The sequence below is a fragment of the Enterobacter cloacae complex sp. SHL012 genome, from assembly GCF_049237505.1.
GTDB classification, from domain to species: Bacteria; Pseudomonadota; Gammaproteobacteria; order Enterobacterales; family Enterobacteriaceae; genus Enterobacter; species Enterobacter kobei.
Map to the genome: position 1 here is coordinate 164,311 of NZ_JBMKIZ010000002.1, position 14,106 is coordinate 178,416.

16 protein-coding genes and 1 riboswitch are annotated in these 14,106 nt (G+C 58.5%); of the genes, 4 read left to right on the top strand and 12 right to left on the bottom strand.

Going from position 1 to position 14,106, the window contains the following annotated elements; translation table 11 throughout:
- Position 1: 1 nt before the first annotated feature.
- The 3 genes from ACOTY9_RS08490 to ACOTY9_RS08500 form a co-directional block, all read right to left on the bottom strand.
- On the bottom strand, positions 2-271 hold the full coding sequence (locus tag ACOTY9_RS08490) for a DUF1778 domain-containing protein (protein ID WP_014883303.1): 270 nt from the start codon (positions 269-271) through the stop codon (positions 2-4).
- A 61-nt stretch (positions 272-332) separates the two neighbouring features.
- The gene (locus ACOTY9_RS08495) at positions 333-1,250 is read right to left on the bottom strand and encodes a DMT family transporter (RefSeq protein WP_348565642.1); all 918 of its coding nucleotides are present in this window, start codon (positions 1,248-1,250) and stop codon (positions 333-335) included.
- Between the two features lie 116 nt (positions 1,251-1,366).
- On the bottom strand, positions 1,367-1,537 hold the full coding sequence (locus ACOTY9_RS08500) for a general stress protein (RefSeq protein WP_023332656.1): 171 nt from the start codon (positions 1,535-1,537) through the stop codon (positions 1,367-1,369).
- 391 nt (positions 1,538-1,928) lie between these two features.
- Between ACOTY9_RS08500 and wrbA the strand changes: the two genes are divergently transcribed.
- Complete coding sequence (wrbA, locus tag ACOTY9_RS08505; RefSeq protein ID WP_014883301.1) at positions 1,929-2,525, top strand: NAD(P)H:quinone oxidoreductase; 597 nt, start codon at positions 1,929-1,931, stop codon at positions 2,523-2,525.
- Between the two features lie 18 nt (positions 2,526-2,543).
- Positions 2,544-2,771, top strand: a complete 228-nt coding sequence (locus ACOTY9_RS08510; RefSeq protein ID WP_014883300.1) for a YccJ family protein — start codon at positions 2,544-2,546, stop codon at positions 2,769-2,771.
- 33 nt (positions 2,772-2,804) lie between these two features.
- Here the strand turns inward: ACOTY9_RS08510 and agp are convergent, their stop codons facing one another.
- Both agp and ACOTY9_RS08520 read right to left on the bottom strand, forming a co-directional pair.
- Positions 2,805-4,046, bottom strand: coding sequence for a bifunctional glucose-1-phosphatase/inositol phosphatase (agp, locus tag ACOTY9_RS08515; protein WP_248196412.1), 1,242 nt, complete (start codon positions 4,044-4,046; stop codon positions 2,805-2,807).
- A gap of 103 nt (positions 4,047-4,149) precedes the next feature.
- A complete protein-coding gene (locus ACOTY9_RS08520) occupies positions 4,150-4,650 on the bottom strand; it encodes a DedA family protein (protein WP_014883299.1) in 501 nt (166 codons plus the stop codon).
- A gap of 158 nt (positions 4,651-4,808) precedes the next feature.
- Positions 4,809-4,978, top strand: a riboswitch (M-box (ykoK) riboswitch).
- Positions 4,979-5,038: 60 nt separating this feature from the next.
- On the opposite strand from ACOTY9_RS08520, the gene ACOTY9_RS08525 reads away from it, so the two are divergent.
- Positions 5,039-6,040, top strand: a complete 1,002-nt coding sequence (locus tag ACOTY9_RS08525; RefSeq protein ID WP_421637334.1) for a magnesium transporter — start codon at positions 5,039-5,041, stop codon at positions 6,038-6,040.
- On the opposite strand, the gene hpxK is transcribed toward ACOTY9_RS08525, so the two are convergent.
- The 7 genes from hpxK to hpxU all read right to left on the bottom strand — a co-directional run bounded on the left by hpxK (position 6,006) and on the right by hpxU (position 12,378).
- A complete protein-coding gene (hpxK, locus tag ACOTY9_RS08530; RefSeq protein ID WP_045134623.1) occupies positions 6,006-7,268 on the bottom strand; it encodes an allantoate amidohydrolase in 1,263 nt (420 codons plus the stop codon). The genes ACOTY9_RS08525 and hpxK overlap by 35 nt on opposite strands.
- The gene (locus tag ACOTY9_RS08535; protein ID WP_023338230.1) at positions 7,265-8,506 is read right to left on the bottom strand and encodes a pyridoxal-phosphate-dependent aminotransferase family protein; all 1,242 of its coding nucleotides are present in this window, start codon (positions 8,504-8,506) and stop codon (positions 7,265-7,267) included. Before ACOTY9_RS08535 ends, hpxK begins: the two co-directional genes overlap by 4 nt.
- 13 nt (positions 8,507-8,519) lie before the next feature.
- The gene (locus tag ACOTY9_RS08540) at positions 8,520-9,257 is read right to left on the bottom strand and encodes an amino acid ABC transporter ATP-binding protein (protein WP_023292833.1); all 738 of its coding nucleotides are present in this window, start codon (positions 9,255-9,257) and stop codon (positions 8,520-8,522) included.
- Complete coding sequence (locus ACOTY9_RS08545) at positions 9,238-9,894, bottom strand: amino acid ABC transporter permease (protein ID WP_014883296.1); 657 nt, start codon at positions 9,892-9,894, stop codon at positions 9,238-9,240. The genes ACOTY9_RS08540 and ACOTY9_RS08545 overlap by 20 nt, the downstream gene beginning before the upstream one ends.
- A complete protein-coding gene (locus ACOTY9_RS08550; protein ID WP_023332651.1) occupies positions 9,894-10,559 on the bottom strand; it encodes an amino acid ABC transporter permease in 666 nt (221 codons plus the stop codon). Before ACOTY9_RS08550 ends, ACOTY9_RS08545 begins: the two co-directional genes overlap by 1 nt.
- 4 nt (positions 10,560-10,563) lie before the next feature.
- Positions 10,564-11,346, bottom strand: coding sequence for a transporter substrate-binding domain-containing protein (locus tag ACOTY9_RS08555; protein WP_014883294.1), 783 nt, complete (start codon positions 11,344-11,346; stop codon positions 10,564-10,566).
- 192 nt (positions 11,347-11,538) lie between these two features.
- Entirely contained in the window at positions 11,539-12,378 is an 840-nt protein-coding gene (hpxU, locus tag ACOTY9_RS08560) for a MurR/RpiR family transcriptional regulator HpxU (protein WP_348565644.1), read from the bottom strand.
- Positions 12,379-12,522: 144 nt separating this feature from the next.
- Here hpxU and hpxW point away from each other — a divergent pair, with 144 nt between their 5' ends.
- Positions 12,523-14,106 (top strand): oxamate amidohydrolase, encoded by a 1,584-nt coding sequence (hpxW, locus tag ACOTY9_RS08565; RefSeq protein ID WP_348565645.1) that lies wholly within the window; start codon positions 12,523-12,525, stop codon positions 14,104-14,106.

Sequence of the window (14,106 nt, forward strand, 5' to 3'; positions counted from 1 at the left end):
TTCACTCCATGTTTCGAAGACGTTTTGCCGCTCGCTTCAGGCGTTCATTTGGCTCTGGCGGATTGTCGATGGCGTCCATCACCGCATTCCATGATGACTCGTTTAATACGAGACGCCGATGTTGTTCGATGACTTCAGCAGCACGTTCTGACGCACTGTTCACCATAAACTGGGTGATTGTCTGGTTCGTCATCGCCGCCGCTTCTTCAATCATTGTTTTGTCTTCGTCCGTTAAGCGAAGATCGATACGCTGTTTTTTAAGTGCTGGCATGGTTTACATCACCGTGTACGGTATTTATCCGTACACATCCTGGACTAATCCGCTCCGTTTTTCAATCACAACCTTTTTCAGTCGTCAGATCGCTCACCTCAATCCGGCGTTTTCTGAGCTTCAGCTCGCTCACCAGCACCCCGGCGACAATAAATGCCGCACCGACCAGGGCCAGCAGCGGCAAACGCTCTCCGGCGAGGCGACCAAAAATCCCCGCCCATACCGGTTCACCGGTGTAGATCACCGTCGCCCGCGTCGGGGAGACGCTGCGCTGCGCCCAGTTCATGGTGACCTGAATAATGGCGCTGAAGATGCCCAGCCCCAACGCGACCACGATCAGACCGGTAGACATCGGCGGCACGGACTCTCCGGCCGGTACCATCGTCGCAAACGCTACCAGCGACGCCGTGGCGAGCTGGACCACCGTCACGCGCTTGACGTCCACCTTGCCCGCCCAGGCGCTAATCAGAATAATTTCCGCCGCAATGGCAATCGCCCCGACGAGGGTAATGATCTCGCCCGGTCCCAGTGCCAGCAGGTTATTTTCCGGCCCGGCCAGCAAAATCAGGCCGATAAACGCCAGCACGATGCCGATGCAGGACATCATCCCCGGCAGCCGTCCCAGGCAAAGCCACTGCAGGAGCGGTACCAGCGGCACATACATGGCGGTGATAAATGCCGATTTGCTGCTGGAGATAGTCTGTAATCCCCATGTCTGCAGGCTGTAGCCCATTGCAATCGCCACCCCGATCGCCACCCCGGCCTTCAGCTCTTTAAGGGTTAATCCGCGCAGGGATTTTAGCGATACGAGCGCCACGGCTATCGCCGCCGTCGCAAAGCGCAAACCAACAAAAAAGAACGGTTCGCTCAGCGTTACCGCGTACTGGACGGCCAGAAACGTCCCGCCCCAGAACATGGTAATGAGAATAAGGATGGCTTCCTGCGGTTTTACGGAGAATTTAAAGCGTGAGACAGACATGCGACACCAGCAAATGAGAACAATTCTGTAGTGTGCGTCGCCTTTGGTTACAGTTCAATGTTGCAGAAATAAAAAAACCGCCGGGAACACCCGGCGGCAGGGTTCAGCCTGGCGCGTTACTTATTGCTGCCGTGGCTGTTTTTACCCCCTTTCTTGCCAGCCTCTGATGCGCGCTGAGGGTCATTTTTGAAGTTGCCCCCGCTATGCTGGCCACCTTTACGACCTGCTTCTGATGCTCTTTCACGGTCTTCAGCGAAATTACCTGAACCACCACGATGGTTTGCCATCTCTAACCTCCAGAGTGTGAAATATTAGACATCATATTGCATTCAGTAAAAGAGGATTCTTTCACCTCGCGGCATGAGGACAGTGCCTTTATCTGTGCCGCGTGAAACTAAGCTTAGTGGACTAAGGCTGTCCGGCAAGCCGCTGGTAATATCCTGCAACAGGATCTCAGTCTTTCGGGTGAGATAACGCGACGGAGATTCATAACTCTTTCTTATCATTTCAAAAAACGGAGGCGAGAAAGTTGTTTCATTTTGCTACAGCACGCTTACCCAATCATATTGTTATAAATCAAAGAAATGGTGTTCATTTTTGCAGTCTGGCCGTGATGGCATATCTTTAAATGAACGCAGCGATCCGCTGTCAGAAAACACAAACGAGGAGTGATGCAAAATGGCAAAAGTTCTGGTGCTCTATTATTCCATGTATGGACACATTGAAACCATGGCTCACGCAGTCGCAGAAGGTGCAAACAGGGTGGACGGCGTTGAGGTTGTGGTGAAGCGCGTACCGGAAACCATGCAGGCGGAAGCCTTCGCCAAAGCCGGGGGAAAAACACAGAATGCCCCGGTCGCCACGCCTCAGGAGCTGGCAGATTACGATGCGATTATTTTCGGGACGCCAACCCGTTTCGGCAATATGTCCGGCCAGATGCGCACCTTCCTCGATCAGACGGGCGGGCTATGGGCCTCAGGCGCTTTATACGGCAAACTCGCCAGCGTCTTCAGCTCTACCGGCACCGGTGGCGGTCAGGAGCAGACGATTACCTCAACCTGGACTACCCTTGCTCATCATGGGATGGTGATTGTGCCGATTGGCTACGGCGCGCAGGAACTCTTTGATGTTTCTCAGGTACGTGGCGGTACTCCCTACGGTGCAACCACCATTGCCGGCGGCGATGGTTCCCGACAGCCGAGCGACGAAGAGCTCGCCATCGCCCGTTATCAGGGTGAGCATGTCGCGGGCCTCGCCAAAAAACTGAACGGCTAACTCAACAGGAGGACAAGCATGCCAACTCAGGAATCAAAAGCCCACCGCGTGGGTGAATGGGCAAGTTTACGCAATACCTCTCCGGAGATTGCCGAAGCCATTTTTGAAGTCGCGAAATATGACGAGAAACTGGCAGAGCAGATTTGGGAAGAAGGTAGCGACGAAGTGCTGGTTCGCGCCTTCGAAAAGACGGACAAAGACTCGCTCTTCTGGGGCGAACAGACCATCGAACGTAAAAACGTCTGAACGTTTCCCCCCGCCTTTGCGGGGGGTTATCCTCTATTTTGCCGCGCTGTTCATCACCGCATTAAACTTATCAACCGGGCAGAAGCCGTTAGCATCCACCGGGCAGCCTTTCAGCTCCAGCGTCACACGCTGCGCGGGGGATTCCAGCGACAGCACGCTGGCGTTTCGCAGCTGCTCTGAGCTCTGGTAGACATACTCAATTTTCATCAGTTCCTGGTTAGCGTTTATGTCATGCCAGCGCTGGAAGACTATTTTGCCGCCAATTGGCGTGCGCTCGTGCTGATCGTGGAGTTGATACGGTTTGAAATCCAGCGCGGTCAGCAGCGACGCAATGTTCGAATCATGCCCCACCAGCAGGGTGATTTTAGGCGCTTTCGCCTGATCGGTGACCAGCGCTTTATCAATATATTTCACCAGCGGTTTGGCGACGTTTTGCGCCACCTCGGTGGAGGTAAACAGCGAGTCCTGATAGCCGTTTTTCAGCTTCGACAGCACACGCCACTGCTGGTCAGTCTTGATCTCACCCCAGGCCACCTGATCAGCCGGGAAACCTTCGTAATATTGCAGCGTGAACGCATCCACCAGCGAGTTACCCACTTTCAGCGGACCGGACACGCCTGGCTCTTTTTCATAGTCGGCACTGAACGTATCTTTCGCGTCCGCCAGCGAGCAGACTTTTTTCTCTTTGCAGGACGGCGAATCGGCGTAGTTCGTCATCTGCTCCAGCAGCTTATAGCTTTCTGAAAGCTGCATTTTCTGCCGCTCGGTCTCCATCGCCTTCAGCGCTTTTTCGCGGAACTCAGGCGAGTTATCGGTAATGACCGGATTAAAGGTGGGATCCATCGTGCCCATTTTTTCCTGATGATGCACAGGCACATCGCACCCCGGGAACGCGCCGGTAATGAAGAATTGTGCGGTCGCAACGGTACGCTGCAGGCTATTGGCATATGCATAAACGGTGTCCGCTGGCGGGCACTCTCCAGTCTTTATCATCCCCTGCTGCGCCAGCCACTCGCGCATGTAATGACCCATATAGACCTCCAGCACGCCGCCTTTGGTGGTGAGCTGACCACCCGGTACCTCCCACTCTGGCCACTGTTTCGGCGTGGACTGCTCCAGCACGCTGCCGTTGTTGGCGAGCGGTGCGCGCAGGTTATGGCGACTCATGATTAAAACTTGCTCCAGCTGATACCCTTCCGGCGTCTCTTGTGCCTGCACGCCAAACGTTGCTGAAATGGAACCGGCGACTGCCAGCGCGAGTAGTGCTTTTCTCATCCCTAATTCCTCACTCGTTTTAAAATGTCGCATTCAGTGTGACAGATTCGTGACAATTTTCCGGGAAGCATTTCTCAATCTGATGAATACCTTACTCGCCGATTCAGACGCTGATGCCAGCGACGATGCCAACATACAGCGCCGCCCACGCGCAGGCAGAAAGCAGGCTGACGGCGTAGACCTTCACGGCGCTTAGCCTGAGCATCCCCGCTGCCAGCGGCACGATATAACGCAATACCGCCAGAAAGCGCGACGTAAACAGCGCAATTTCACCGTTCTTTTGCAGCTGATGCTGCACTCGCAAAAACCTGTCGGCATGCTTAGACGTGAAACGCGTGACCAGCCGGGTGTGTCCCATCAGCTGGCCAACATGGTAATTTAGCACCGACCCCACCGTTGCCCCCATTACCACGGCAAGCCATGCGAGCCCAGGATGCATGCTCCCCTGGCTGACGCCGATGCCCGCCAGTAGCATCACCGAGGCGGGTGGCAGCACGGAGGAGATCAGTACCGTCGATTTACCCAGCGCCATCACGAATAACAACGCAAACAGATGTGCCGGATAGAGCGCAAAATGAGTAAGCAGATGATCAAACCACGCCATTTACCCCATCCTCGTGATGATTTAATCTTTTATTTAAAATGAATAACCTTAAATAAACCCTCAACATCGTATTAATAAAATTCTTCTAAACCGTTCTTAAACATTATTTAAAATCCTGAGCGGTAAAATTAAATATGCGTATTATCCCTCACGTTTTACAACGATCTCGTTATGGCGAGGCTCCTGTACAAATACACGTTATCGCTCTGGTGGGTTCGAGAGAACCAACACAGGGTAAAACAGGCACTGTCGAATCAAGGCTTTGTCAGTATAACTTCCCTTGCGGGATACGGTGTACAGTGCTGAACCCAGGACGTGGGGATCTCCTCTTCGACATGCCCTGTCTTGCTCGCCCCTGAGAGATGTTATTATTCAAAGGGAATTCACTATGTCTTACGCTATTCACAATCAAAACCCGGCATTCAATGACAGCGCCATCGCGCAATATATGAATACCGATTTTATCGTCCTTGATATTGCATTATGCGTGGCGCTGGCGCGCGAGCAATTCTTCGCAAAATTAAAAGACGACGATATTCCATCACATATTTTTATTGAAGACAATGGCCGCCTGGCGGGCATGATTGCGGTGCGTAAATTGCTGCAAACCGCCGATCCGCTACAGCCGGTGAAATCGCTGATGATCTCGCAGTTTTTACAGGTCAAACCGGAGGATGAACGTGCCGATGTTGCCGGCCAGCTGGCGCACGGCGGCGCGGACGTGGTGCCGGTGGTCACCCACGGCAAGCTCGTCGGCTGCCTGACCGAGCGCGAAATCGCCCATCTGCTGGAAGATGACGTCACCGAAGACGCTCAGCTTCAGGGGGCGACGCTGCCGCTGGAGAAGCCCTATCTGGAAACCAGCGCCTTCAGCCTGTGGAAGAAACGCTCCGTCTGGCTCCTGCTGCTGTTTGTCGCAGAAGCCTATACCAGTTCGGTGATCCAGCACTTCGAAGAGGCGCTGGAGTCCGCCATTGCGCTGGCGTTCTTTATTCCGCTGCTGATCGGCACGGGCGGCAACAGCGGAACGCAGATCACCTCCACGCTGGTGCGCGCCATGGCGCTGGGAGAGGTGCATCTTCGCGACGTCGGGCGCGTGCTGCGAAAAGAGATGACCACTTCGCTGATGATTGCCGTGACGCTCGGGATTGCCGGGTGTATCCGCGCGTGGATAATGGGGATTGGGCTGGAAATCACGCTTATCGTCAGCCTGACGCTGGTGTGCATAACGCTGTGGAGCGCGATTGTGTCGTCCGTGATTCCGATGGTGCTCAAACGCTGCGGCATTGACCCGGCGGTCGTCTCCGCGCCGTTTATCGCGACGCTTATCGACGGTACCGGGCTGATTATCTACTTCAAGATCGCGCAATATACGCTGGGGCTGGAGTAACACGGTCCGCCAGCTGGATCACCGCTCGCGAAAACGCCTCAATCGCCAGCGCGACATCCTCAGCCATCACCGACTCTGCCGGGTGGTGGCTGACGCCCCCCTTGCAGCGCACAAACAGCATCCCTACCGGCCAGCGTTCCGCGATGGCAATCGCATCATGGCCCGCGCCGCTGGGCAGCGACAGTGAACGCCCCTGCACCGATTCGACGGCCTCCCCTAACACGTTTTGCAGGTGGATATCGCACGGCGTGGCGGCGATGCGGTAAAACTCCTCGGCGCTGAACTGCAGTCCGCGTCGCGACGCGATTGCCTGCGCATTTTCCAGCAATTCGGCCAGCAACCGATCCAGCGGCGCATCCTGCGGACCGCGGATATCCAGCGAGAGATGCACCTCACCGGGGATCACGTTTACCGCACCGGGCAGGCAGCGCAGCTCCCCGACCGTCGCCACCCGATTACCGCCCTGCTGCCGGGTGGTATTTTCGATGAGAACCATCCATTCGGCAGCGGCGGCCAGCGCGTCCTTACGATGGTTCATCGGCACGGTTCCCGCGTGCCCGGCTTCGCCGGTGAAACGGCAATTCAGGCGACGCGCGCCGTTGATGGCTTCCACCACGCCGAGCGCGAGACCGTCCTGCTCAAGGCACGGCCCCTGTTCAATGTGCAGCTCCAGGTAGGCGCTGAAATCCTCGGGACGGCGTGCGGCATGCGACACGCGGCCGGGATCGAGCCCCACCTGCACCATTGCCTGCGCCACGCTGATGCCGCTGGCGTCGGTTTTTTCCAGCCAGTCCTGCGGCCAGGTGCCCGTCAGCCCCCGGCTGCCTAACAGCGTAATGCCGAAACGGGTGCCCTCTTCATCGCAAAAACCGACAATCTCAATGGCCTGCGCCAGGTGCAGGCCCTGCTGGTGCAGGCTGTCCACCACTTCAATCGCGGTGAGCACCCCGAGCATACCGTCGTAGCGCCCCGCATTGCGCACGGTATCCAGATGCGAACCGAGCAGCACCGCCTGCGCCCCTTCCTGAGCACCTTCATAGCGTCCACAGATATTGCCCACGCTGTCCTGCCAGACGGTCATCCCCGCCTGGCTCATCCACTGTCCAACCAGCTGGTTGGCCTGCAGATGCTGCGCCGAGAGGTAGACCCGGGTCAGCGCATCCGGCGTTTCGCTGATGGCGGCCAGCGCATCGGCGCGCGCCATCACCCGTTCTGCCGCCGGGCTCATTGCGGCGTCTCGCGGCGATAGTGGTCCCACGCGGCCTGCATGGCGGCCCCCTGCGTGGTGGTGAATTTCAGGTAGTTCAGCACCGACTCCAGCGCGCTCAGGGTGGTCATCACGCAATCCTTACGTGCGTTATAACCCATGGTGCCAATGCGCCACACTTTACCGTGCAGCGGGCCAAACGAGGTGCCGATTTCAATCCCGAAATCCTCCAGCATCAGCTTACGCACCTCGTCGCCGTTGACGCCCTGTGGAATCACCACGCCCAGCACGTTATTCATCTTGTGCTTCAGGTCGCCAAAGGTCTCCAGCCCCATCGCCTGAATGCCCTTCAGGAGCGCATCGCCGTGCAGCTTGTGGCGGGCAATGCCGTTATCAAGCCCTTCCTGCAGGATCAGCCGCGCGCATTCGCGGGCGCCAAACAGCGCGGTGGTGGCTTCGGTATGGTGATTCAGCCGTTCCGGCCCCCAGTAGTCCATCACCATGCCAAGATCGAAGTAGTTGGAGTAGATCATCTCCTCGTCGCCGTCGCGGTGGGCGTCGGTGCGAATGCCCGCCTCAACGCACTTGCGGCGGCGGATCGCCTCCTCCATCCGCATACTCAGGGTGACTGGCGAAGTACCCGATGGCCCACCGAGACACTTCTGCATCCCGGCCGAAACGGCATCCAGCCCCCAGGCGTCGGTCTCCAGCGCGTTGCCGCCGAGGGACGCGGTGGCGTCGGTGTAAAACAGCACGTCGTAGCGGCGGCAGATAGCGCCAAGCTCCGCGAGTGGCTGCAGCATGGTGGTGGAGGTGTCGCCCTGTACGGTGAGCAGCAGGCGAGGACGAATACGCTTAATCGCATCCTCCACCTGGTCCGGGGTGAACACCTCGCCCCACGGCACCTCGATGGTATGTACCTCCGCCCGACAGCGGCGGGCAATTTCGCACAGCAGGTGACCAAAGCGGCCAAAGACCGGAACCAGCACTTTATCCCCCGGGCGAATGGCGGAAACCAGTATCGCTTCAATTCCCGCCCGGGAGGTACCGTCGACCAGCATCGTCCAGCGATTTTCAGTGCGGAATACGCCGCGATAGAGCGCCATCACCTCGTTCATGTAGTGGGTCATGGCCGGATCGTACTGGCCAATCAGCTGGCTCGACATAGCGCGCAGCACGCGCGGGTCGGCGTTGATCGGCCCCGGCCCCATCAGCAGACGCTGCGGCGGGTTAATTTGCGGAAAATGTACAATATCCATGAGTCAGTCCTTATCAGTTGAGGCCGCGCACGGAGGAGATGAACTGCTTCAGTTCCGTGGTCTGTGGGTTGGCGAACAGCGTTTTGCTGTCGCCCTGCTCCCAGACTTTCCCCTGGTGCATAAACACCACGCGGTCGCCCACTTCGCGGGCAAAATTCATTTCGTGCGTCACGAGAATCAGGGTCATCCCCTCGGCGGCCAGCTGCTCCAGTACCTTGAGCACTTCGCCCACCAGCTCCGGGTCAAGCGCGGAGGTGATCTCGTCACAGAGTAAAACTTTAGGCGACATCGCCAGCGCGCGGGCAATCGCCACGCGCTGCTGCTGGCCGCCGGAGAGGCTCGACGGGTAGTAATCCAGACGATCGCCTAAACCCACTTTCTCCAGCATGCGCTGCGCCAGCTCCCGGCATTCGGCAGCACTTTTCTTCAGCACCCGACGCGGGGCGAGCATGACGTTTTCCAGCGCCGTCATGTGCGGGAACAGGTTGAAGCTCTGGAACACCATCCCCACCGAGCGGCTGATTTCACGCGCCTGGGAATCCCGGTCGGTAATGGTCATGCCGCCCAGCTTAATGCTGCCGTCCTGATAGCCCTCCAGGCCGTTGATACAGCGCAGCAGCGTGCTTTTTCCCGATCCGCTGCGCCCGATAATAGAGATCACCTGGCCCATGTCGATATCCAGATCGACGCCCTTGAGCACGTGGTTATTACCGTAGTACTTCTGCACCTGATTAATGGTGATGAGAGGCATTGAATTTCGTCTCCAGATAGCGGCTGTAGCGCGACAGCGGATAACACAGAATGAAGTAGCCCAGCGCCACCAGCGCAAAGACTTTGAACGGCTGATAGGTCACGTTGGTCAGCATGGTCCCGGCCTTGGTCAGCTCGATAAAGCCGATAATCGACGCCAGCGCGGTGCCTTTGATTACCTGCACCGCAAAGCCCACCGTCGGGGCGATGCCGATGCGCAGCGCCTGCGGAGCGACCACGCGAAACAGGGTCTGGCCGAAGGTCAGGCCCAGGCAGCGCGAGGCTTCCCACTGCCCCTTCGGCAGGGCGCGAATGCTGCCGTACCAGATATCGAGCAGAAATGCGCTGGTGTAAAAGGTTAACGCCAGCGAGGCGGCGGTCCACGGCGAGACGTCAATGCCGAACAGCGCCACGCCGAAGAAGGCCAGGAACAGCTGCATCAGCAGCGGGGTGCCCTGAAACAGCTCGATATAGCCGCGGATAATGCGCTTCACCGTGCGCCCGCCCGTCAGGCGCAGCAGCAGGAGCGGCAGCGTTACCACCGCCCCGCCGACAAACGCCACCAGCGACAGCAGCACCGTCCAGCGTCCGGCCAGCAGCAGGTTGCGAATAATGTCCCAGTCGGTAAAGGTGGTCATCATGCCTGCACCCCCAGCCATTTCCGTCCAGCCGCCATCATCAGCTGGCGCAGGGTAATCGACAGCGCTAAGTAAATACCGGTTGTCACCAGATAGACCTCAAAGCTCAAAAACGTTCTGGACTGGATCAGGTTGGCGGCAAAGGTCAGCTCTTCATACGAGACCTGCGACACCACCGACGAGCCGAGCATCACGATGATGCACTGGCTCACCAGTGCCGGATAAATACGTTGCAGCGCGGGCGGCAGCACCACGCGAATAAAGGTCTGCAGGCGGGTCAGCCCCAGCACGCGTCCGGCCTCCCACTGCCCTCTCGGCGTTACCTGAATGCCCGCGCGGATAATCTCAGTGCTGTAGGCGCCAAGGTTCACCACCATCGCCAGCAGCGCCGCTTCCCCCGCCGTCATCTTCAGGCCCAGATTCGGCAGGCCGAAGACGATGAAAAATAGCTGCACCACAAACGGCGTGTTGCGGATAATCTCCACGTAACCGCCCCAGATCCGGCTGTACCACGTTGGGCGTCCGCTGCGGATCGCCGCCCCGAAAATCCCTATCGCCAGCCCGCCGACGGTCGCCATCACCGTCAGCTGGATGGTGACCCACAATCCCGCCAGCAGCGCCGGCCAGTGCGGCCACAGTTCAGAGAAATGAAGTTGCTCAGTCATCGGCTCAGGCGCCAAGGTTTGCCGGCAGCGGGGCCTTCAGCCATTGCTCAGACAGACCGTTCAGCGTGCCGTCCTTAATGCCCTGCTCAATCAGCGCATCCACTTTTGCCTTCAGAGCCGGTTCGTTTTTCTTCAGGCCGATAAAGCACGGTGAATCTTTCAGCATAAAGCTCGGCACCGGGGCCTTATCGGCATTCTGGCGGGAAATCGCCGCCACCACGAGGTTGCCAGTCGCCACGTACTGCACCTGTCCGGAAAGGTATGCAGAGAGCGTGGTGTTATTGTCTTCGTAACGTTTCACGTTGGCATCTTTCGGCGCCAGGCTGGTGAGTACCATGTCCTCCACCGCCCCGCGCGTCACGCCGATAGTTTTTCCGCTCAGCCCGGCGGCATCTTTCAGCTCGGCCCCTTTCGGGCCAAACACGCCAAGGAAGAACGGCGCGTAGGCGCGGCTAAAATCAATCACCTTCTCGCGCTCCGGGTTTTTCCCGAGGCTGGAGATGACCAGATCCACCTTATCGGTTTGCAGATACGGCACACGGTTGGCGCTGGTCACCGGCACGAGCTGCAGCTTGAGCTTCATCTGTTTCGCCAGATAGCGTGCCATGTCAATGTCGTAGCCCTGCGGCTGCAGGTCGGTCCCCACCGAGCCAAACGGCGGGAAGTCCTGCGGCACGGCAATGCGGAGGGTGCCGCGCTTCTCGATATCCTGAAGCTGGTCAGCCTTTGCAGGCAGTTGTGTGAAGAGGCATGCGGCCCCGGCGAGTGCAATCAACAGTTTTTTCATGGTGCTTCCCCGTAACGTTAACATGAAACAAAAGATTCTTTGAATGTGATTTTGCAACTAATGTGCCAGGTGAGGCGAAACGGGGGATATTCTTATAAAGCCTGATAAAACGCGGACGGAGCGAAAAATTGATGATGTTCACGCCCCGCCACGTTGCACCATTTCAATGCAAAGCACCAGTCTGACGCCCCATTATCGTTGTTCGAGTTCGTCCAGTTGCTGATAAAGGGAAGCAATCTCGTGAATGCGCGGACGGCCTTTATCGAGACTGTCATGCAGGAAGGCATTCGCCAGCAGGTTGAGCAGGCTGTTGACCGAGGAATAGCTGTCATAGGCCGAAACGCTGTCCAGCGGGGCGCAGAGCTGCCAGCTCGCCAGCGGAAACAGGCTGTGCGCCTGCGGCTCGCACATCAGCAGCACCGGAATACCGCTACTCTGAAGCTGCTGCATCAGCGGGCGGATAATGCGCGGACGGCGGCGAAAGGCCATCATCACCACCAGATCGTCAGGGGTTAAATCCACCAGTTCTTCGCTCAGGCTCTGGCCTGGCTGAGGGAGCACCAGCACCTGACCGCGCGCCTGCAGCAGCTGCTGGCGCAGGTGGAGCGCCGCGGGATAGGCGTTACGCATGCCAATAATGACAATGCGCCGCGCCTTCACCATGCAGGCCATGGCGTCGGCAAACTGCTGAGCATCGAGAGCATTGACCCACTGGGTCAGGTTCGCCATCTCCTGCTTATAATGGCGCGCCAGTAGCGTGTTGCCCTGCACCGCGTCGCGGTTATCGGTAAGCGGCATTCCGCTCTGACGCAGGGTGCGCAGCTCGTCACGCATCTCTTTATACTTCTCATAGCCCAGACGCTTGAACAGACGGCTCACCGTGGCTTTCGATACCCCGCTCAGCTGCGCCAGCTCGGCACTGTTATAGCTAATAAGGTCGTCAAAATGATCGAAAATAAAATCCGCCACCCGCTGCTCCTGCGGCGACAGTGACGGGTATTGCGCTTTCAGTCGTTCATCAAGCTGTTCCATAACGCCTCTGTAACGTTTGTTTCATCTCATACTCACTATTCATTAAGCATGCCAGCTTCTGCGGCAACTGGCATGAAACTTTTTATTCAGAACTGGAACAGCTTTTGCAGCACCTTGTGACTTTCAGGGTTATGAGGACGCTTCATGCAAAGTAATGTCTCCACACACGGGATGGCTGTTGCCCCCCACCACCTTGCCAGCCAGAGTGCGCTGGCCGTCCTGCGCGAAGGCGGCAGCGCGATAGAAGCCATGGTCGCGGCGGCGGCCACCATTGCCGTAGTTTACCCGCACATGAACGGGCTGGGTGGCGATGGCTTCTGGCTTATCGTGCCGCCGGAAGGGGATCCGATCACCATTGATGCCAGCGGTGCGGCGGGATCGCGCGCGACGCTCGCGGCCTACGACGGGCTCCCGCATATCCCCCATCGCGGCCCTCAGGCGGCGTTGACCGTTGCCGGCACGGTGAGCGGCTGGGACGAGGCGCTGAAGGTCTCGCGCGAGATGACGGGCAAGGCGCTGCCGCTGTCCCGCCTGCTGGCCGACGCCATTGAGTACGCGCAAAACGGTACCCCGGTCACGGCGTCACAGGCGCATGCCACCGCCAGTAAATTTGACGAGCTAAAGGACGTTCCCGGCTTTGCCGAAACCTGGCTGGTGGACGGCAAGCCACCGCCGGTCGGGAGCCGTTTTTACCAGCCCGCCATGGCCACGACCCTTTCGCGCCTGGTGGAAGACGGTCTGGACAGTTTTTATCGCGGCCCGCTGGCGGAGGTGCTGGCGCAGGGTATGGAGACGCTGGGCCTGCCGGTCACGCTGGCCGATCTACACGCCCACGTCGCCCGGCGCACCACGCCGCTGAAGTTGCAGCATCAGCAGGGAGAAATTTATAACCACGCCCCGCCGACGCAGGGGCTGGTGTCGCTGGCGATACTCGGCATCACAGACCGCCTGAATATGGCGGAGGCTGACGATGCGGGGACGATTCACCGTATTGTTGAAGCCACCAAGCTGGCCTTTGGCCTGCGCGATGCGCACATTACCGATCCGCGCGAGCTGAAAACGGATATTCAGGCACTGCTGGCACCCACCGCCCTTCAGGCGCTTGCCGACAGGGTTGACGACAGCCGTGCCGCATCGTGGGGCACCGGCAAAGGTCCCGGCGATACGGTGTGGATGGGCGTGATGGATAACAGCGGGCTTGCCGTGTCGTTTATCCAGAGTATTTATCACGAATTTGGCAGCGGCGTGGTACTGCCCGATACCGGTATCGTCTGGCAGAACCGGGGCGCATCGTTCAGTCTCGACCCCAGTCATCTTCTGGCCCTCGCGCCGGGCAAACAGCCTTTCCACACCCTGAACCCGGCGGCAGCGCGCCTCAAGGACGGGCGCGTGATGGTCTATGGCTCGATGGGCGGCGACGGACAGCCGCAAACGCAGGCCACGCTGTTTACCCGCTATGTGGTCCAGGGTGCGCCCCTGCAGGAGAGCATCGCTCGCCCGCGCTGGCTGCTGGGGCGTACCTGGGGACAAACGTCGGACACGTTAAAACTGGAAGGACGCTTTTCGGGTGAGACCGTGTCACAGCTCAGGGCGCGTGGACACGACGTGGAGATCTTCCCGGACTTCAGTGAAGCCATGGGCCACGCGGGGGCGATTGTTCGCCACCCCAACGGGCTGTTTGAAGGAGCGTTTGATCCGCGCAGCAACGGCGCGGCCGCCGGATTTTGA